Annotated in this window: 20 protein-coding genes; 6 read left to right on the top strand and 14 right to left on the bottom strand. The window is 68.2% G+C overall.

Features of this window, described 5'->3' with window-relative positions; translation table 11 throughout:
• Positions 1-6 precede the first annotated feature (6 nt).
• Both NC7_RS02255 and NC7_RS02250 read left to right on the top strand, forming a co-directional pair.
• The gene (locus NC7_RS02255) at positions 7-1335 is read left to right on the top strand and encodes an ABC transporter substrate-binding protein (RefSeq protein ID WP_084457836.1); all 1329 of its coding nucleotides are present in this window, start codon (positions 7-9) and stop codon (positions 1333-1335) included.
• Positions 1336-1361: 26 nt separating this feature from the next.
• On the top strand, positions 1362-2438 hold the full coding sequence (locus tag NC7_RS02250) for an ABC transporter ATP-binding protein (protein WP_067978116.1): 1077 nt from the start codon (positions 1362-1364) through the stop codon (positions 2436-2438).
• A 1-nt stretch (position 2439) separates the two neighbouring features.
• Here NC7_RS02250 and NC7_RS02245 read toward each other — a convergent pair whose 3' ends face one another.
• From NC7_RS02245 to NC7_RS02235, 3 genes are all read right to left on the bottom strand, one after another.
• Positions 2440-3633 carry a Fic family protein gene (locus NC7_RS02245; RefSeq protein ID WP_067978114.1) on the bottom strand — a complete coding sequence of 398 codons (1194 nt, stop codon included), beginning with the start codon at positions 3631-3633 and terminating at the stop codon, positions 2440-2442.
• Between the two features lie 120 nt (positions 3634-3753).
• A complete protein-coding gene (locus NC7_RS02240) occupies positions 3754-4506 on the bottom strand; it encodes an MBL fold metallo-hydrolase (RefSeq protein WP_067978113.1) in 753 nt (250 codons plus the stop codon).
• A 61-nt stretch (positions 4507-4567) separates the two neighbouring features.
• Positions 4568-6583 carry a M13 family metallopeptidase gene (locus tag NC7_RS02235; RefSeq protein ID WP_067978111.1) on the bottom strand — a complete coding sequence of 672 codons (2016 nt, stop codon included), beginning with the start codon at positions 6581-6583 and terminating at the stop codon, positions 4568-4570.
• Positions 6584-6653: 70 nt separating this feature from the next.
• Between NC7_RS02235 and NC7_RS02230 the strand changes: the two genes are divergently transcribed.
• The gene (locus NC7_RS02230; RefSeq protein WP_067978151.1) at positions 6654-7238 is read left to right on the top strand and encodes a dihydrofolate reductase family protein; all 585 of its coding nucleotides are present in this window, start codon (positions 6654-6656) and stop codon (positions 7236-7238) included.
• A 145-nt stretch (positions 7239-7383) separates the two neighbouring features.
• Here the strand turns inward: NC7_RS02230 and NC7_RS02225 are convergent, their stop codons facing one another.
• Together NC7_RS02225 and NC7_RS02220 are read right to left on the bottom strand one after the other, a co-directional pair.
• On the bottom strand, positions 7384-7749 hold the full coding sequence (locus tag NC7_RS02225; RefSeq protein WP_067978110.1) for a DUF397 domain-containing protein: 366 nt from the start codon (positions 7747-7749) through the stop codon (positions 7384-7386).
• A 10-nt stretch (positions 7750-7759) separates the two neighbouring features.
• Entirely contained in the window at positions 7760-8611 is an 852-nt protein-coding gene (locus NC7_RS02220) for a helix-turn-helix domain-containing protein (protein WP_067978149.1), read from the bottom strand.
• Positions 8612-8744: 133 nt separating this feature from the next.
• Between NC7_RS02220 and NC7_RS02215 the strand changes: the two genes are divergently transcribed.
• Positions 8745-9269 carry a hypothetical protein gene (locus tag NC7_RS02215; protein WP_307613589.1) on the top strand — a complete coding sequence of 175 codons (525 nt, stop codon included), beginning with the start codon at positions 8745-8747 and terminating at the stop codon, positions 9267-9269.
• Here NC7_RS02215 and NC7_RS02210 read toward each other — a convergent pair.
• Positions 9266-10039: a pirin family protein gene (locus NC7_RS02210; protein ID WP_067978108.1), complete on the bottom strand. Its 774-nt coding sequence runs from the start codon at positions 10037-10039 to the stop codon at positions 9266-9268. The genes NC7_RS02215 and NC7_RS02210 overlap by 4 nt on opposite strands.
• Before the next feature lie 167 nt (positions 10040-10206).
• Here NC7_RS02210 and NC7_RS02205 point away from each other — a divergent pair, with 167 nt between their 5' ends.
• The gene (locus NC7_RS02205) at positions 10207-11463 is read left to right on the top strand and encodes an MFS transporter (RefSeq protein ID WP_084457834.1); all 1257 of its coding nucleotides are present in this window, start codon (positions 10207-10209) and stop codon (positions 11461-11463) included.
• 84 nt (positions 11464-11547) lie between these two features.
• Here the strand turns inward: NC7_RS02205 and NC7_RS02200 are convergent, their stop codons facing one another.
• From NC7_RS02200 to NC7_RS02170, 7 genes are all read right to left on the bottom strand, one after another.
• The gene (locus tag NC7_RS02200; RefSeq protein WP_067978106.1) at positions 11548-12414 is read right to left on the bottom strand and encodes a 5-oxoprolinase subunit C family protein; all 867 of its coding nucleotides are present in this window, start codon (positions 12412-12414) and stop codon (positions 11548-11550) included.
• Between the two features lie 63 nt (positions 12415-12477).
• Positions 12478-13161: a 5-oxoprolinase subunit B family protein gene (locus tag NC7_RS02195; protein ID WP_067978104.1), complete on the bottom strand. Its 684-nt coding sequence runs from the start codon at positions 13159-13161 to the stop codon at positions 12478-12480.
• Positions 13162-13175: 14 nt separating this feature from the next.
• Complete coding sequence (locus tag NC7_RS02190) at positions 13176-13931, bottom strand: LamB/YcsF family protein (protein WP_067978102.1); 756 nt, start codon at positions 13929-13931, stop codon at positions 13176-13178.
• 65 nt (positions 13932-13996) lie between these two features.
• Entirely contained in the window at positions 13997-15169 is a 1173-nt protein-coding gene (locus NC7_RS02185; protein WP_067978100.1) for a sulfate/molybdate ABC transporter ATP-binding protein, read from the bottom strand.
• Positions 15166-15996, bottom strand: a complete 831-nt coding sequence (locus NC7_RS02180) for an ABC transporter permease (RefSeq protein ID WP_067978099.1) — start codon at positions 15994-15996, stop codon at positions 15166-15168. Before NC7_RS02180 ends, NC7_RS02185 begins: the two co-directional genes overlap by 4 nt.
• Positions 15993-16736 carry a molybdate ABC transporter substrate-binding protein gene (modA, locus tag NC7_RS02175; protein ID WP_067978097.1) on the bottom strand — a complete coding sequence of 248 codons (744 nt, stop codon included), beginning with the start codon at positions 16734-16736 and terminating at the stop codon, positions 15993-15995. The genes NC7_RS02180 and modA overlap by 4 nt, the downstream gene beginning before the upstream one ends.
• Positions 16733-17131 carry a TOBE domain-containing protein gene (locus tag NC7_RS02170; RefSeq protein WP_067978096.1) on the bottom strand — a complete coding sequence of 133 codons (399 nt, stop codon included), beginning with the start codon at positions 17129-17131 and terminating at the stop codon, positions 16733-16735. Before NC7_RS02170 ends, modA begins: the two co-directional genes overlap by 4 nt.
• A gap of 138 nt (positions 17132-17269) precedes the next feature.
• Between NC7_RS02170 and NC7_RS02165 the strand changes: the two genes are divergently transcribed.
• The gene (locus NC7_RS02165) at positions 17270-18085 is read left to right on the top strand and encodes a hypothetical protein (protein ID WP_067978094.1); all 816 of its coding nucleotides are present in this window, start codon (positions 17270-17272) and stop codon (positions 18083-18085) included.
• Here the strand turns inward: NC7_RS02165 and NC7_RS02160 are convergent.
• Positions 18082-19533: a CCA tRNA nucleotidyltransferase gene (locus NC7_RS02160; RefSeq protein ID WP_067978093.1), complete on the bottom strand. Its 1452-nt coding sequence runs from the start codon at positions 19531-19533 to the stop codon at positions 18082-18084. The two genes, NC7_RS02165 and NC7_RS02160, sit on opposite strands and share 4 nt — an antisense overlap.
• Positions 19534-19602: the final 69 nt, after the last annotated feature.

Here is a 19602-nt window from a genome sequence, read left to right as displayed (position 1 = left end):
ATCCACGTGTCCACTTCACGATTTCCGGCGCTGAGCCGTCGCGGCTTCCTCGGCCTGTCCGGCGGTGTCGCCGCCGGGCTGGCGCTCACCGCTTGCGCGGGCACCGGCGGCGGGTCAGGTGGTGGCGGCGACGCGAACACGATCACCTTCTGGTCCAACCACCCCGGCACCTCCAAGGAACTCGAGCTCGAGCTCATCAACCGGTTCCAGGCGCGGCACCCCGAGCTGACGGTGAACCTCGTCGACGCGGGCAAGAACTACGAGGAGGTGGCGCAGAAGTTCAACGCCGCGCTCACCGGTGGCGACCTGCCCGATGTTGTTGTGCTGTCGGATGTCTGGTGGTTCAACTACGCGCTGACCGGTGCCATCGAACCGCTCGACGGGCTGTTCGGTGCGGCCGGGGTGAAGCTCGACGACTACGTCGACTCGCTGGCCGCGGACTACCTCTTCGACGGCAAGCACTACGCGCTGCCGTATGCGCGCTCGACGCCGCTGTTCTATTACAACAAGGATGTGTGGGCCAAGGCCGGGTTGCCGGACCGTGGACCGAACTCGTGGCAGGAGTTCGACGAGTGGGGGCCGAAGATCCAGTCGGTGGTCGGTGGCGACAAGTTCGCGCACGCCTGGGGCGATGCCAAGAACTACCTCGGCTGGACCTTCCAGGGCCCGAACTGGACCTTCGGCGGCGCCTACTCCGACAAGTGGGCGCTGAAGTTCACCGATCCCGGTTCGATCGCGGCGGCCACCTACCTGCGCGAATCGATCAATGTGAAGAAGTACGCGGCGATCCGTCCGCAGATCGCCGTCGACTTCGGGACCGGGGTCGCGGCCTCGACCATCGCTTCGACCGGTGACCTGAAGGGCATCCAGAAGAACGCGACGGGCAAGTTCGAGCTCGGCACCGCGTTCCTGCCGCATCCCAGCGGGCCTGGTGTCACCACCGGTGGCGCGGGTCTAGCGGTGCCGTCACGCATCTCCGACGAGCGGAAGGTGAACGCGCTCAAGTTCATCGAGTTCGTGACCAATGCGGCGAACACGGCGTACTTCTCGCAGAACACGGGGTACATGCCGGTGCGCAAGTCGGCGGTCAGCGATCCGACCGAAGTCGACTTCCTCGCCGAGAACCCGCACTCCAAGACCGCCATCGACCAACTGGCGGTGACCAAGTCGCAGGACTACGCGCGGGTGTTCGTGCCCGGCGCCGACCAGATCATCGGCACCGGATACGAGCAGATCGGGCTGCAGAACGCCGATCCCGCAACGGTGCTCGCCAAGGTCGCCGCTGACATCCAAGCGATCATCGACCGGCAGATCACCCCCAAGCTGCCCAAGTAGTTTCCCGCGTATTCGAGGAGAAGTCCATGGCGACAGTGCAGTTCGACGGTGTCACCCACCGCTACCCCGGCAGCGAGACCGCCGCGGTCGACGCCCTCGATCTCGATATCGCCGACGGTGAGTTCCTCGTGCTCGTCGGGCCGTCCGGGTGCGGCAAGTCCACCAGCCTGCGCATGCTCGCCGGGCTGGAATCGGTGGCGGAAGGCACGATTCGCATCGGCGAACGTGACGTCACCGGACTGCCGCCCCGGGCGCGTGACGTGGCGATGGTGTTCCAGAGCTACGCGCTGTACCCGAACATGACCGTCGCGCAGAACATGGGCTTCGCCCTGCGCAACGCGGGAATGTCGAAGTCCGACACGATGGTTCGCGTTCAGGAGGCGGCCGCCATGCTGGAACTCGAGCCGCTGCTCGACCGCAAACCGGCGAAACTGTCGGGCGGACAACGGCAACGGGTGGCGATGGGCCGGGCGATCGTGCGCCGCCCGCAGGTGTTCTGCATGGACGAACCGCTGTCCAATCTGGACGCGAAACTGCGGGTGAGCACCCGCTCGCAGATCGCCGCTCTGCAACAACGCCTCGGCACCACCACCGTGTATGTCACCCACGACCAGGTGGAGGCGATGACCATGGGCCACCGCGTGGCCGTGCTGCGCGAGGGCACCCTGCAGCAGATCGCCTCGCCCCGCGAACTCTACGACGACCCGGTGAACACCTTCGTCGCCGGTTTCATCGGCTCACCCGGCATGAACCTGCTCGAAGCGCCCGTCTCCGACGGCCACGCCGTCCTCGACGGCCTACGAATCCCGCTGCCCCGCAGCGTCTCCGGCAACCGCGTGGTCCTCGGCATCCGCCCCGAATCCTGGGAGGTCACCACCGACCCCACCGGCATCACGGTCGTCGCCGAACTCCTCGAGGAACTCGGCGCCGAATCCTTCGTCTACACCCACGGCGCGGGCACCGACTGGTCCACCCGCACCGGCAAACTCGTCGTCCGCGTAGACCGCCGCTTCCACACCACCCTCGGCGAAACCCTCCACCTCCACCCCAAACCCGAAGACATCTTCTTCTTCGACGCCGAAACCGACCTCCGCCTCCGCTGAACTATTTCAGCTCGGCGGCCGTCCGCTTTCCGATCGCCGCCGAAAGAGCGTCGAGTTCGGCCAGGATGTCGGTCGCGGCCCATACGCGACCACGCTTGGCAGCCGAGAGAACCTCGAGGATGCCTGCCGCGACCAGGCGGTCCAGGGCCCGATAGGTAGCGGATTCGGTGGTTCCGGCAATGCGCAACGCCGTATCGATGTTGAGAATCGGCTGGTCGAGCAGACCGGCGATCAGCGCCTCGTCCGACGAACCTGCCCTCGGCCGAGCCGCGGTACGCCACCGCACCGGCAGCTCGGCCAGTGTCCGCGCGGATTCGATCGCCGCTTCACCCGCATGGACAGCCGCGAGCGCTACGTACTCGATGAATTCGTCGACCCGTCCCGCGCGATAGGCCGTGAGCTGATCGAAGTAGCGTGCGGTGTTCGCGAGCATGACCGACGCCAAGGGCACGGTTACCCGGCTGGTCAGGCCTCGCCTGCGGAATATCGCGCTGATCAGCGCGCGACCGATCCGGCCGTTGCCGTCGACGAAGGGATGGATGGACTCGAACTGCGCGTGCGCGATCGCCGCCTGCGCGATGATCGGCACGTCGGTTCGCGCGGCGAACGTGAGCAGGTCGTCCGTCAGGTCGGCCACGAGCTCCGGCGGCGGTGGGACGAACAACGCGTGCAACGGTGTGTAGTCGCTCCCGCCGATCCAGTTCTGCGCATCCCGGAAACGCCCGCCGTCACGAGACGCGTAATAGTCCGGCGACATGAGCAGCCGGTGTGCGGCAAGCAGATCCCGGACCGTGATCGGGCCGACGCTCGCCGCACCGACCATCGCGGTGAGCGCTTGCACCGCCGCGAGCTGTGACTTCGCCTCATCACTTGCCTTCGCGCCACCGACCGCCTTTCCGAAGGCCTGCCAGCCCGCGTCGATGTGCTCGATCTTCGACGATGCAACTGACTCGCTGCGCAACAGGAAGTCGGCGAGCGGCGCCATGTACTGACCGAAGCCCGCTTCGAGCCTGGCCACCGCGATCACAGCTGCCTCGCTTGTCGTGGTCACCTGTGAAGGCGGCACGTAGTCCAAATCGGCGATGCGAGGCGGGATGGAGACCGTGACTCGGTTCAAGAGGCGGTCGTCGCGCGAACCCTGGCGTTGCTTCGGCGACCACTCGCGTTCTTCGAGGCGATGTGGCGGCCACGTCATCGGCAGCTGCGTTCTGAACGTACAGCAAGCATCTGCTTACTATACTTTACTGGCCGTAAACACGACTTTACTGACGCTTACTTGCATAAACAGCTGGGCCCGCATGCGGTCCTTGCCACGTCAACGGAGATGGGTACCCGCGTGTTCGCGGGCTCGGGCGACGGCTTCGGTGATGCCGTGGCGGAAGGGGAGGCCGTGGCCGGGGAGGACCAGGGGTGCGGCGAGGGGTTCCAGGGTGGTGAGGGCGTTGAGGGTCTGTTCGGTGTTGTGGTGGAAGAACTTCGGGAGTAGTTGGGGGCCCGTGTGTTTCGAGGTGGGGTGGGCGGTGATGAGGGCGTCGCCGGTGGCAACGGCGCCCCGGGTGGGGAGGTGGTAGGCGGTGTGGCCGGACGTGTGGCCGGGGGAGGAGATGGGGACGGGGTGGCCGGGGAGGTCCAGGGGGCCTTCGGTGGGGAAGGGCTGGATGTGGGGGACCGGGTTCTTGCGGAGGCCGCCCGCGGCGGTGATGCGGAGCGCCCAGGCGGCGGTGGTCGGATCGGTGAGGCGTTTGACGACGTCGAGGGGGGTGGCGGACTCGTGGACCTCGCCTCGGGCGTGCGGTACCTCGGCCGCGCTGGTGTAGACGGGCGTGCCGTAGCGGCGGTGCAGGTGGTTCAGGGCACCGACGTGGTCGAGGTGGGCGTGGGTGAGCAGGACGGCGACCACGTCTTCGGGGCGGTGGCCGAGGGCGCGGATCGCCGACTCGATCACCTTCGCGTCGCCGTACCAGCCCGCGTCGATGAGGGTGAGATCGCTGCCCTCGCGCAGCAGGACCATGTTCACATCCGTGCCCCGGATGGTGAAGACGTCGTCGGCTACTTGACGATGGCGCATGAAAACCCCTCCCTGACAGTGGGTTTCGACCCTACCGGCTCAGCGGCAGGGTCGCGCCCGATCACCAGATGGTTACCCGTTCCGCCGGTGCCAGGTACAGCTTGTCGTCGGGGGAGACATCGAAGGCCTCGTAGAAGCTGTCGATATTGCGCACCACCGCGTTGCAGCGGAACTCCGGCGGCGAATGCGGATCGGTGGCGAGGCGGCGGATCGCCTCCTCCTGCCGCGCCTTGGTGCGCCACACCTGCGCCCACCCGTAGAACACCCGCTGTAGCCCGGTGAGCCCGTCGATGACCGGCGGCTCGGCGCCGTCGAGCGAAATCTTGTACGCGGCGAGGGTGATGGACAAACCGCCGAGGTCACCGATGTTCTCGCCGATGGTGAACTCACCGTTCACGGTGTGCTCATCGGACAGGTCGGCGGGGGAGAGCACGTTGTACTGGTCGATCAACGCCTTGGTGCGCTTGCCGAATTCGGCGCGGTCGTCGTCGGTCCACCAGTCCTTCATGTTGCCGTCGCCGTCGTACTTGGCGCCCTGATCGTCGAAGCCGTGACCGATCTCGTGGCCGATCACCGCGCCGATCCCGCCGTAGTTGGCGGCGTCGTCGGCGTTCATGTCGAAGAACGGCGGCTGCAGGATGGCGGCCGGGAACACGATCTCGTTCATGCCGGGGTTGTAGTAGGCGTTCACCGTCTGCGGGGTCATGAACCATTCGTCGTGGTCCACGGGGCCGCCGAGTTTGGCCAGGTCGCGGTCGTGGTCGGCGGCGTTGCCGCGACGGACGTTGCCGACGAGATCGGTCGCGTCGATCTCGACGGCCGAGTAGTCACGCCAGGTGTCGGGGTAACCGATCTTGGGGGTGAACTTCTCCAGCTTGGTCAGCGCGGCGGCCCTGGTGTCGGGACCCATCCACTCGAGTTCGGCGATATTGCGGCGGTAGGCCTCCTGCAGATTGGCGACCAACTCCACCATCCGCGCCTTGGCCTCCGGCGGGAAATGCCTGGCCACATACAGTTTGCCGACCGCCTCACCGAGCAGTTCCTGCACCACGCCGACCCCGCGCTTCCAGCGCTCGCGGATCTCCTGCGCGCCGGTGAGGGTGCGGCCGTAGAAGTCGAAGTTCTCGGCGACGAGGTCGTCGGTGAGGTACGGGGCGCGGGCGTGCAGCACCTGCCAGACGGCCCACGCCTGCCAATCCGCTTGCGCCACCTCCGACCACGCGCGCGCGAAGGCACCCACGTAACCGGGCTGACGGATCACAAGTTCGGCGAACAGGTCGGCGCCAGGACGGTCGACACCCTCGGCGACGGCCGACACCCAAGCGGCCCAGTCGAACTCGGGATGGGCGGTGGCGAGCTCGTCGAAAGTGGTGAGGTTATAGCTCTTTTCGGCGTCGCGGCGGCGCACCACGTCCCAGTGACCCGCCGCCAGGGTGCGTTCCAGTTCGAAGACCCGGTTCGCTGCGTCCTCGGCGTCGGCGGGGACGAGACCGGCCAGGGCCGGGTCGGCGGCGGCGAGGGCGAACATCTTCGCGAGGTGGGCGCGGTAGGCGTCGCGGATCTCGGCGAACTCGTCGGACCGGTAGTACGACTCGTCGGGCAGGCCGATGCCCGACTGGGTGGCGTGCACCAGGTAGCGGGTGGAGTCCTTGGCATCGGTGTCGACGTAGTAGGCGAGCGCACCACGCACGCCGGTGCGCTGCAAGCGGCCGAGCAGGGCGGCGAACGCGCTCGCGTCGGTGACCGTGGCGATGGCGCGCAGCTCGTCGGCCACCGGGGTGAGTCCGGCGGCGGCGACCGCTTCGGTGTTCATGAAGCTCGAGTACAGGTCACCGATCTTGCGGGCGTCGTCGCTGTCGGCCGCGCCCTCGGCGCACTCGGTGATGATGGTCTGCACATCGATCTCGGCCTGGTCGTACAACGTGCGGAAGGCACCGTCGACCGCCCGGTCGGCCGGAATCTCGTACTCGGCCAACCATCGCCCGTTGACGTGCGCGAACAGATCGTCCTGTACCCGCACATCCTGATCACGGAAGGACAGGTCGATACCGGAAGGGCTGCTCAGATCCGAAGTCACGCGCTCCAGTATGCCGAAACATCACGACGAATCGGAGGCTTGCGCGCGGGCACCGGAGGAGGATGGCGCCATGCGGACACTGACCTTCGGCATGAATGTGACGGTAGACGGCTATATCGCCGCACCCGGGGACGACATCGGCTGGAGTGGAGGTGACGGACCGGACTCCTCGTCGGGTGACGAGCTGTTCCAGTGGTGGTCCGACCGGGTCGCGTCGACGGAGCTGTCGTTGTACGGGCGCAAACTCTGGGAGGCGATGAGTTCACACTGGCCGACGGCCGACGAGCAGCCCGGCGTCACCCCGGCGGAGGCCCAGTTCGCCCGTCGGTGGCGGGACATGCCGAAGGTGGTGTTCTCCTCGACGATCGACGCCGTCGATTGGAACACCCGGCTGGTCGACGGGGACGCTGTCACCGAGATCGACCGACTCAAAAGCGAGGACGGCGGACCGATGGACATCGGCGGGGCGACGCTGGCCGCGGCGGCCATGCGAGCCGGGCTGATCGACGAATACCTGCTGGTCACCCACCCGGTGATCGTCGGCGGCGGCACCCCCTTCTTCACCGCCCTGGACAACTGGGTGAACCTGAAACTCGTCGAGACCCGAACATTTCCCGGCGGCTTGGTACTGACCCGGTACGAGAAGAGGCGCTGAGCGCGTCACGGCGCGGGCGCGCCGATGTCGGCTGCGAGGTGAGACCGGGCCTCGATCAGTGCTGCCCGAGCGTGGCGTTGGGTCGGCGATCGGGTATCGGCGTCCCCTGACGCGGGCAACCCGGTCGCCGACGGATCGGATCGGCTTATACGCAGGCGAATTCGTCGTCGCGGACGCCTGCGACGAAAGCCTCCCATTCGGCGGGGGTGAAGTGGAGGGCGGTGGCGGCATGGCGCAGAGTGGTCGACCCGTCGGCGGCATGCTCGGTGGTGAGGGCGGGGTGGGGGCGTCGGGCGAGCAGGCAGTCGAGGAATGCGGTCCACACGGTGGCGGGAACGGTGATGATGGGCTCGTCGAGGCCATGGTTCATCGGGTTGCGCCGGAATTTGCTGTCACGTATCTGGACGGCGTCACCTTCGAAGCGAACCTCGACACATTGGTTACCGTTGTTGGAGCGTGACGAGGTGAACCAGCCGTGATCGGCCGGGCGGCGGCGAGCTGTGATGGACATAACAGGAATCTTACACTCTCGCATAGTCGCTGATCAGAGCAAGGGATTCGGATCTCGGCATGGCCTGTTCCCTGGCTCGCAGGAAGGCGTAGCCGAGATCGCGGACCTGTTCGGCGTCATCCACGTGACCACCGAAAACAGCGCTCTCGGCCCACGCGAAGGTCGGTAGCTGATCGCTTGCGAAGTCGAGCAGATGGAAGCTGGAGCCGCCGAGCACCGCCCCCTCGGGAGCACTGAACGGAATGACCCGGATATCGACGGTGTCGAGTTCGCGCATCAACCGCGCCAGGTGACCCAGCTGCTCACGGAGCACCTCGGGGCCGCCGGTCTGCTGGCGCAGCGTCGCCTCGCCGAGCACCGCCGTGAGTTCCAGCGGTTCCGGTTCCCGCAGCCGTCGCTGGCGGCGCAGCCGAATCGCGACCAATTGGTCTACTTGCACCGGTCGGATCATCACATCGGCGCTGATGAGCGCCCGCGCGTACGCCTCCGTCTGCAAGAGGCCCGGCACGATCAGGCTGTCGTAACTGCGAATGCTCTGCGCGCCCGCCTCCATACCGTACAAACGCTGCAATTCGGGGCCGATCAGCGCGGCGGAAGTGGACCACCACCCGCGCTGTTTGCTCGCCTCCAACAGTGCGAGCAATTCGCGACGTTCGTCGGCTGGCACGTCGAGAACATCGAGCACCGGTTCGATGGTCGTGCGCGTGAGAACTCGTCGCCCTTTTTCCACATGGGACCAGTTCGCCGGGGTGAAACCGACCCGCCTGGCGAACCCCGCGGAGTCGTAACCACGCTGTTCGCGCAGGTCACGCAGGCGCAGGACCAGTTCCCAGCGCGCGGCGGTCGGCGAGACGGGTGCCATGGGCTGGATGCTACTCCGGGTGAACACACCTGCTACTGACTATTGTCAGCGTCGTTGTGTCGCATTAGGCTGTAGATAGCGGCAAATTTCCAGCGAATGCATGCTCCACACCGTCGACGGAGACGAGGTAGTGATGAGCCAGCGCACTGACAGCAAGGGCGGCTATGCCGCCGCCGAGGAATACTCGGAAACCCAGGACGCGCTCGCGCGCTGTCGTCACTACCGCAAGCACAACGGTCTGTACGCCGTGGTCGAGGCCACCTTCGGACGCATCGTCCTCGAAATCGGCGCCGTCGGGGCCGTGGTGATGCCATCGACACTGGGTGAACGAGTGCGCGGACAACTCCTCAGCCGCGGCCAACGCTGCGGGCCCGTCATCGGACATCCCAGGTCCGGCCGCTGGACCTTCCTCACCGGGCCCACCGACAACTCCTACCTCGACACCGAACTGTTCGCCGAGCTGTTCCGGGTGTGCGCCTCGGTCGCCCTGCCCGGCAGCGACGTGGTGTTGCCCTCCCCGGCCGACGAACGCAGCGGCTACCGCATCTGGCTGCAACCACCCGACGGCGACTACCGCCCCGACTTCGCGCAGATCATCGCCGCCACCCGCGCCAACGCCAGAACCACCGCCCTGGTCCGCGAACCCGGCTCGGCCTAACCGCCCAGCCGGGCGTGCATCTCCCAGACCAACACTTCGGCGTCGCCGTGCGGGCGAATCAGCTGACCACCCGACCGGGTGAGCCGCACGGCGTCGCCCTGTGCCAAGGTGCCGACACCTTCCATGTCGACCTCGCCACGGGCGACGAAAACATGCAGGTAGGGGGCGTCGGGCAGAGTCACGGGTGCGCTGTCGGCGGTCGATCGGGCCACGTGCATCGCCGCGTGCGAGGAATTGATCGAGATGGCGGTGCGGTCGCGGTAGCGCGGTAGGCCGGAGGCCACCGTCACCAGATCGCCGCGAGCGAGTTCGTCGTCGATCTCGAGCTGCTGATAGCCCGGATCGACACCGGGTTCGTCGGGCACCACCCACATCTGCACGAAATGCACCGGCTCGTCGTGCTCGGGCAGCGCGCCGTCGAGACGCCACGAGTCGTTCTTCTCCGAATGCAGGATGCCGGTGCCCGCGCTCATCCGCTGGGCGAGACCGGGATAGATCACGCCGTTGTGGCCGAGCGAATCCTGGTGCACCAGGCTGCCGCCGAGCACCCAGGTGACGATCTCCATATCGCGGTGCGGGTGGGTGTCGAAACCCTCGCCGGGCAGCACCACGTCCTCGTTGTTCACCAGGAGCAGGCCGTGATGGGTGTTGTCGGGGTCGTAATGCTCGCCGAACGAGAACGAATGCTTGGAATCGAGCCAGGAGATCCTGGTCTTGCTCCGGTCACCGCCACGATGCACCTCGATGCGCGGCGTCGTCGATGTGGACATGACCCTCCTCCTGCGCTGCACCCGTACCGCCACCTCAATTCTGGCACCACTATCCTCACGACGTGTCGACCCATCGCGCCCACGGCTCGAATCCGGCGGATGAGCGGCCGATCTCGCTGCGACATCTGCTGCGCGAAAGCCGCTCGGTGGTGCGACGCAATCCACGGATGCCCCGGCTGGCGCTGCTGCGCCTGGCCGCCCAATTCGGTGACGGGATGTTCCAGGCCGCCCTGTCGGGCGCGATCCTGTTCAACCCCGAACGCGAAACCGACCCCCTCGCCATCGCCGCCGGTTTCGCGGTACTGCTGCTGCCGTACTCGGTGCTCGGCCCCTACGCCGGTGCCCTGCTCGACCGCTGGGACCGGCGCAATGTGCTGCTGGTGGCGAGCATCGCGCGAGCGAGTCTCATCGCGGCCGCCGCGCTTGCGCTGTTCGGTGGAGCGGGGGAGGGCGTGCTCCTCGTGCTCGCGCTGGCGACCGTCGGGATCAGCCGGTTCGTGCTGGCCGGGGTGTCGGCCGCGCTGCCGAGGGTGCTCGAACAGCGCTGGCTGGTTCCGATGAATTCCGTGCTGGCGACGGTGGCCTCGGCCTGCGCGGGTGTCGGCGCGGCGGCGTCAGTGGCGGTGATCGCGGTGCTCGGGGCCGGGGATTCGGCATCGGCGGTCGCGGTCGCGCTCAGCGGGATCGGGTCGGTGGTCGGCGCGTTGCTCGCCGTCGGTTTCGCACCGCGCGTCCTCGGGCCCGAGAAGGGCTCGGCGGGATCGGAAAGCACGGTGCGCGCCCTCGCGACAGGGTTGGCCACCGGTGCCCGGGCGGTCTGGCGGTCGACGCAGGTGACGACCGCGATGATCGGCATCGGAGCGCATCGCGTCGTCTTCGGGATGAACACGCTCATCATGGTGCTGGTGCTCCGTCAGCCCGAGGGACACAGCGAGATGAGCGGTGGACTTGTCGGCTTCGGCGTCGCCATCGGGGTGGCCGCGGCGGGCATGCTGCTCGCCGCCATCCTCGCGCCGGTGCTGATCCCCCGGCTCGGCAGGCCGCGCACGGTGCTCCTCGCGTTGACGACGGCCGTGATCGTGCAGCTCACACTGGTGACCCCGATCGCGCTCGCGGCGTCGGACGCCGCCACCGATCACGCCCACCGGCTTCTGCTGATCGGCGCTTTCGGGCTCGGCCTCGCGGGGCAGACGATCAAGCTCACCGGCGACGCCAGCATGCAGATCGACATCGATGACGACCGGCGCGGGCAGGTTTTCGCGCTGCAGGACACGGTCTTCAACATGACGTTCGTGCTGGCCATCGCGGCGACCGCCCTGGTGATTCCGGCCGACGGGCGTTCGCTGCCGGTGGTGCTGGTCGGCGCCGCGGTGTATGCGTTGGGCATCGTCGCGATCGCGTTCAACTCACGCCGGGGTCGGTAGGTCGACGTTCCCCAGGGACCGCAGCGCCGCGTCGTCGGGTCGGAAGCGCAAGAGTTGCGCCATCCGGCCGACGTCGTGCGGTGACTACCGCGCCGCCTCGTCGAGTCGGAAACGCAAGCGTTCGCCGGGGCGGAGTTGCGCCACCCGGTCCACGTCGGCGTCGAGGACGACCGCGATCACCGGGTAACCGCCGGTGATCGGGTGATCGGCGAGGAACACCACCGGTTGCCCGCTCGGCGGCACCTGCACCGAACCGAGAGCCACACCCTCCGCCGGGAGTTCACGGGTGACCGCGCGGGTGAGCGGCGGGCCGTCGACGCGGTCCAGCCGGGCGCCCACCCGGTCGGTCTCACTGCTCACCTGCCACGAACCGTGGAACAGGGCGGCGGGGTCGGTGAACCAATCGTCACGCGGGCCGGGGCGGGCGCGGACCACGAAGACCTCCGGGGGCAGCGGGACCGGCGCGAACTCGACGGTCGGGAAGGTGCGCGGTGGGGGACCGACGGGCAACTGCATCCCCGGCCGCAACGGGTCGGGGCCGATACCGGAGAGGGTGTCACGGCTGCGCGAACCGAGGACCTTCGGCACGTCGATGCCGCCGCGGATACCGACGTAACTGCGTAGACCGGTGGTCGCCATCCCCAGACGCAGCGTCTGGCCCGCCTCGAGTTCGAGCACGCTGGCGTGGCCGACAGGTGTGCTGTCGACCGTGGCCGTGGCGGGTGCGCCGGTCACCGCGACGGTGACATGCGCGTCGGTGCGCAGCACCAGCCCGCCGAGCAGTACCTCGAGGCCCGCGTGGTCCTCCGGATTGCCGACCAGCCGGTTCGCCAGGCGCAGCGACGCGCGGTCGGCGGCCCCGGCCGGACCGACGCCGGAATCGAACCAGCCGGGCCTGCCCAGGTCCTGGATCGTCGCGAGCGGCCCCACTCGCTCGATGAAGATCACCATGCGATCTCTCCCCGATCGACTGTCGAGGCGGCGCACCATTGAGCAGCCCTTGCTTATTGCGGCTTATCGCGCGGTGTCGACGAATCGCACCGCCGTTCCCGCTCGGATCAGCGCGGGTGGGTCGCGATCGACCGCCCACATGCGCAGATCGGTACTTCCGATCAATTGCCATCCGCCCGGTGTGCCACGCGGATATACCGCGGAGTACCCACCGGCGAGCGCCACCGCACCCGGCGGGATGGCCGTACGAGCCTGCGGCCGACGCGGCACGGTGAGTCGATGGTCGGGCGAGACCAGATACCCGAAACCGGGGGCGAAACCCACGAACGCGCACCGCCAGACGGTGCCGGTGTGGGCCGCGATCACCTCGGCGACCGACAGGTCGAGCAGCCGGGCCACCTCCGGCAGGTCGACCCCGTCGTAGCGGACCGGCACCTCGACCACCTCGTCGGGTCGGTCCGGGTCGGGCAGTGTTCCACGGGAAACATCGAGCGAATCCGGCTGTGCGGTTTCGGAATCCAGGCGTTCGAGCAGGGCGAGCAGTTCGCGGCGCACCTGCGTGGCATAGCTCACCGAATGCATGGTGACCAGCACGGTCTCCGCCGCGGGCAGGACGTCCTGGACACCCGCGATGGCATGCACCCGCAGCGCCGACGCCAACCGCTGCACCGGACGCGGGTCGTCGAGGGTGATGAGCACGGCACGATCGCCCGCGGGCCTGATCCGCGAACTCCAGTCGGTCACCATCACGCCTCCCACCCTCAACCGAATGGTTCGACAGGTACGCCTGCCTCGTCCAACGCCCCCCTGATCCGGCGCGCCATCTCCACGGCCGCCGGTGTGTCCCCATGGACACACACGCTGGCCACGGATACAGCGACCGCACCCGGACCGTCAACGGTACGCGCGGTCCCCGACAACGCAAGAGACACCGCCTGGGCGACGGCGTCGTCGGGCGTCAGCACCGCACCGGCAACCCCGCGCGGCGCCAGCGTGCCGGTGGCGGTGTAGGCGCGATCGGCGAACCCCTCGCCGACGAAACGGACCTTCGCCCGGTTCGCGGCGTGTTCGAGTTCCGTTCCGGCGGGACCGAGCAGGGCGAGGCCGGTTTCCGCCTCGGCGACCGCGGTCGCGACCGCGTCGGCGAGCAGACGATCACGAGCGGCCGCGTGATACAGGGCGCCGTGCGGTTTCACGTACCGCACCCGGTCCCCCGCCGCCCGCGCGAACGCCGCGAGCGCGCCGATCTGGTACAGCACCTCGTCTCGCAGTTCGGCCGGGGCGATGGCGATATCGCGGCGACCGAAGCCGACCAGATCGCGGTAGCCGACGTGCGCGCCGATCCGCACCCCCTTGGCCACGGCCAGCTCGCAGGTGCGGCGCATGATCGTCGGATCGCCCGCGTGGAATCCGCAGGCGATGTTGGCGCTGGTGACGATGTCGAGCATGGCGGCGTCCTCGCCCATCCGCCACGGGCCGAAACCCTCACCCAGATCACTGTTCAGGTCCAGCGGCATGTGCTGCCCTCCGGTCGCGCGTGCATGAACGGATCTCATTGTGCGCCGCGCACCGGGGCCGGGTCTCAGCAGGCGTACACCCGCACCTCGGTGGCCTTCACCGCGAAATACGCCGGGGCACCGACGGTGAGGTCGAGCTGGGCGACGGCGGCCGGGGTGAGGTCGGCGCACAGACCGGGCGCGTTCGGCGCGGCGCCACGCACACGGACGATGCCGCCACGATCGGTGATCTCGGTGATGTCGACGGCGAAGACGTTGCGGGGGCTGCCGCCGGGAGGGCGCGTGAAGACCGAAACGGCGGCGGGGGAGAAGACAGCGGCCGCGCGCGTGCCTGCGGTGAGATCGCCGACGGCACAACCATCGACCACCGGCTGAGCTGTTGGTCGGTGCCGGACTTCGCCGGCGGCAAGGGGCGTCGTTTCGTCGGGTCGGTCGGCGCCGATCGACACCGCCGCGAAGGTCAGGTCGGGGTCACGGGTGGCGACGGCGGTGCCGTGGAGGAGGTTGAGACCGGCGACGCGGGCGGCGAAGGGGCTGCGTGGGTGTGACATCACGTCGGCGACCCGGCCGGATTCGACGATGCGGCCGCCATCGACGATGACGAGGCGGTCGGCGAGGGTGATGGCGTCGATGATGTCGTGGGTGACCAGGACCGCGCAGCGGGGGTGGGCGGGGTCGCGCAGGACGCGGCGCAGCAGGGAACGCATAGCGGGGGCGACGTCGACGTCGAGGGCCGACATGGGTTCGTCGAGCAGCAGCAGACGCGGGTCGACGGCGAGCGCGCGGGCCAGGGCGACCCGCTGGGCCTGACCACCGGAGAGGGCGCCGGGGTGGCGATCGGCGAGGTGGGTGGCATCGACGGCTCGGAGCCATTCGGCGGCAATGGTTTTCGCCCGACGGTTGCCACGGCTGCGTGGGCCGAAGGCGACATTCTCCGCGACGGTGAGATGCGGAAACAGCAACGGCTCCTGCGCGAGCAGCGAAATGCCGCGTCGGTGCGGGGGCAGCGCGACACCTTTCGCGGTGTCGACGAGGGTGTCGGCGCCGAGGCGCACGTGGCCTGCGTCGGGGACGAGCAACCCGGCGATCACCTGCAACAGACTGGACTTACCCGCGCCGTTGGGGCCGAGCACGGCGAGGACTTCCCCCGGCGCCACCTCGATCTCCACGTCCAGATCACGATCGGCGAGGCGGACAGCCACCGAGAGGCCCGCCGGATGCGAGAACGATGTGCTCATCGGAGCTTTCCTCCGCTCCGGACGCGGCCGAGTTGGGTGCCGGGGATGGGGCTGGTGCGACGATAGGCGAGCAGGACGATGAGGATCGCGACGATGACGAGTAGCACCGAAAGGGCTACGGCCGCATCGGGATCGGCCTCCCGTTGCAGATAGATCTCCAGCGGCAGCGTGCGGGTGCGGCCCTGCAGGCTGCCCGCGAAGGTGAGGGTGGCGCCGAATTCGCCGAGCGCGCGGGCGAAAGCGAGCACCGCACCGGAGATGAGCGCGGGACGCAACAGCGGCAGGGTGATCCGCCACCACACGGTGCTCGGCCCGGCGCCGAGGGTGGCCGCGATCTGCTCGTAGCGATGACCCGCCGTCCGCAGCGCCCCCTCGAGGGTGAGAACCAGAAAGGGCAGTGCGACAAAGGTTTGCGCGAGCACCACCGCCGTCGTGCTGAACGCGATCCGCACACCGAGGACTTCCAGGTGTTCGCCGAGCAAGCCATGTCGACCGAAGGTGTACAGCAGGGCGATACCACCGACGACCGGCGGTAGGACCAGGGGCAGCAACACGAGTGCACGCAACACCGGCAGACCTCGCCAGCGCGCCCGAGCCAGGACAGCGGCCATCGGGACACCGAGCAACACACACAGCAGCGTGCTGACCGCCGCCGTCCGAAGGCTCAACCACAGCGCTTCGCGCGATGCCTCGGTGGTCACCAGAGCACCGAAGCGTCCCCACTCCACCTGCCAGGCGAGAGCCAGCAGCGGCACCACGACCAGCGCGAATCCGGCTGCGGCGGGCAGCAACACCCAGCGGGGGAGCCGAGCCGACCCGTAACTCACGGGACCCCGAACCCGGCCTCGGTCAGCGCGCGCCGTCCCGTCGGCCCCGTCACCAACTCGATGAACTTCTCGGCGTTGTCACCCGATCCGTCGACGGCGCCGATGGGATAGGTGTTCACCGCCGCCGAAGCCTCGGGAATCGCGACCGTGGCCACCTTCGTCCCCGCGCCCGCCGCGTCGGTGACATACACCAGACCCGCGTCCGCTTGCCCCGACGTGACCTTGGTGAGCACGTCGGCTACCGACGATTCCTCGCTCACCGGACGCAAGGTCACCGCCGCCGCGGCGGCGACCTTCTGCGTCGCCCGACCGCACGGCACCTGTGGCGCGCACGTCACCACGGACACACCGTCACCGGCCAGGTCGCGAAAACCGCTGATGCCCTTGGGGTTACCCGGCGCGGTGATGATGGTGAGGACATTCGTGGCGAAAGCGCGCGAGGTGGCGATGCGGCCGTCGGCGACCACCTTGTCCATCGTCGGCTGGTCGGCGGAGGCGAAGACGTCAGCGGGGGCGCCTGCCTGTAGTTGGGCGGCCAGGTCCGACGATCCGGCGAACGAGAACCGCACGTCCACACCGGGATTGGCGGTTTCGAAGACGTCCTCCAGGTCGGTGAAGACCTTCTTCAACGAGGCGGCGGCGAATACGGTGAGCGTGGCATCTCCTGTCGCCGAGTTCGTTTCGGAACCACAGGCGGCGAGGACGGTGAGCGCGGCGCCCAGGGCGAGTGCGCGCTTCATCCGGCGGCCCGTTCGACGACGACCGTGGTGGCCTTCACGCTCGCCAACGCCACACTGCCGGGCTCGAGCCCCAGCTCGCGCACCGATTCGCTGCTCATCAACGAGACCACCGTGAACGGACCGCATTGCATCTCCACCTGTGCCATCACCGTGTCGGTCACCACGCGGGTGACCAAGCCGGGGAACCGATTTCGTGCCGAACTGGCACTGCCGACCCGCGTGTGCGGCGTGCGCGCCTGCTCGACGGCCAGCGCCGCCAGGTCCCGACCCTCGATGACCAGGCGGCCCGAACTGTCCTTGCTCGCCGACAGCGCGCCGGAGTCGATCCACCGGCGCACGGTGTCGTCGCTGACCCCGAGCAGATCGGCGGCTTCCTTGATTCGCAGTATCGCCACCCGCCCAGGATAGTTCCGCAAATGCGGTGAAACCTAGATAAATCTTCCGCACATGAGGAAGCAACCGGTGGTGATGCCCGCTCAACACGCCGTCGAGCATGGCCGCCGACGCCGCGGGCCAGTACTCTCACAGACATCATGGCCACGTATTTCGATCCGAAGTCCTGGTCACTGGCGGGCGCTGTCGACCTGGGCAAACGCCTGCTCGACCCCTCGTGGATCGACCAGTGGCTCGGCTTCACCACGTCCTGGGCCGACCCGGTGGCCGACCTGGGCTCGGGCACGGTCACCGCGCTCATGCCCGACGTGCTGATGACGGTGCTCAGCGAGGGCATCCTCAGCCGCTTCGGCGGGCGCGAGGTGTCGGCCACCCTGCTCGGCCACGACCTCACCGCCACCCTCGACACGTTCAAGGTGCGCAGGCGCGGCGCCCACTTCCAGAGCAAGACGGTGCTCTCGGATCTGGTGTGGGACACCCACCCCTTCGACACCGTCACCGTGATCGCGCACGGCGTGCGGCTCATCCCCGGCGTGCCGACCAAGGTCCGGGTGCAGCAGCTCGACATCGAAGGCAGCATCGGGGTCGGCGCCCTCATCGACTGGGTGGACGAACAGAACCTGGACTGGCGGGTCCGGCTCGACGACAAGGGTCGCATCGTCGCCACCCACCGCACCCGCAAGATGAGCGCCGTCGTCGACGCGCAGGTCTACGACAACCTGCTCACCATCGACATCCGCCGCGCCAGCTGGTACCGCATCCGCCTGCCGCGCCGGGTGGTGCAGGCGCCCGCGCTGCTGCTCGACGACCTACCCAACCGGGCCGGCATCTCCTACGCGCACCGTCGTGGCGACGTGGTGAAATTCCGCATCGAACTGCCCGAGACCACCGGTTCGTTCGACCTCACCCAGATCCGCGACGCGATCATCGCCGGGACCACGCTGATCGTGTTCTAGGACTGCCCCGCCCACCACTCGCGCAGGGCGGCCTCGGCTTCCGCACGGGTCATCGGACCGCGGTCGAGCCGCAGATCCTTGAGGAACTTCCAGGCCTTACCCACCTGCGGTCCCGGCTCGAGACCGAGCAACTCCATGATCGCGTTGCCGTCGAGATCCGGGCGCACCCGCGCCAGATCCTCCTGCTCACGCAGGGCGGCGATGCGCTGCTCGAGTTCGTCGTAGGTGGAGCGCAACGCCGCCGCCCGCCGCTTGTTTCGGGTGGTGCAGTCGGCCCGGACCAGTTTGTGCAGACGATCGAGCAGGTCGTCGGCGTCGGTGACGTACCGGCGCACCGCCGAGTCGGTCCACTGGCCCTTGCCATAGCCGTGGAAACGCAGATGCAGGAACACCAGGCGCGCGACGTCTTCGGTGAAGGCCTTCGGATACTTCAACGCGCGCATCCGCTTGCGCACCATCTTGGCGCCGACCACCTCGTGATGGTGGAAGCTCACGCCGCCGCCGGGTTCGTTGCGCTTGGTGTCGGGCTTGCCGATGTCGTGCAGCAGCGCCGCCCAGCGCAACACCAGGTCCGGGTCGCCCTCCTCCTGGTCGATCGCCTGCGACAGCACCGTCAGCGAATGCTGGTAGACATCCTTGTGCTGGTGGTGCTCGTCGATCTCCAGCTTCATCGCGGGCACCTCCGGCAGCACCCGCTGGGCCAGGCCGGTATCGCACATGAGGTTGATGCCGTCGATCGGATGTTCGGCACCGATCAACTTGTCGAGTTCGGTCCGCACGCGTTCGGCGGTGATGCGGTCGATCTGCTCGGCCATCTCCACGATCGCCGTGCGCACCCGTGGTGCGACCTCGAAACCGAGCTGCGCGACGAAGCGGGCCGCGCGCAGCATGCGCAACGGGTCGTCGTCGAACGAATCCTGCGGTGCCGCAGGCGTATCGAGCACGCCTTCGAGCAGGGCACCCAGCCCGTTGAGCGGGTCGACGAATTCCAGCGAACCGTCCTCGGCGATCTTCACCGCCATCGCGTTCACCGTGAAATCGCGCCGGACCAGGTCGCCCTCGAGCGTGTCGCCGAAGGTCACCTCCGGATTGCGCGACACCCGATCATAGGTATCGGCCCGGAACGTGGTGATCTCGATTTGGTGATCCCCCTTGGCCGCACTCACCGTCCCGAACGCGAGCCCACCGGTGTCCCACAACTGATCGGCCCACCCCCGCATCAGCTCCTGCACAACCTCCGGCCGCGCATCAGTGGTGAAATCCAGATCATCGCCCAGCCGCCCGAGCACCGCGTCACGCACGCTGCCCCCCACCAGATACAGCGAATGCCCCCGCGCGGCGAACATGGCCCCCAACGGCACCAGCACCTCGGACAGCTGCCCCAACGTCACCGCCGCACCAGCAAGCAGCCGAGCACGACGATCCGCGACAACATCAGAGGAAACCACGAGTACAAAGCTTACCGAGCCCGTCGATCCACTTTCCGAGCTCCCAGCCAGCCGGAACCACTCGAGTCC

The organism is Nocardia caishijiensis NBRC 108228, from assembly GCF_001612825.1.
Classification (GTDB): Bacteria; Actinomycetota; Actinomycetes; order Mycobacteriales; family Mycobacteriaceae; genus Nocardia; species Nocardia caishijiensis.
Note: the sequence above shows the minus strand (reverse complement) of the source record. Positions and strands in the feature narration are given on the sequence as shown.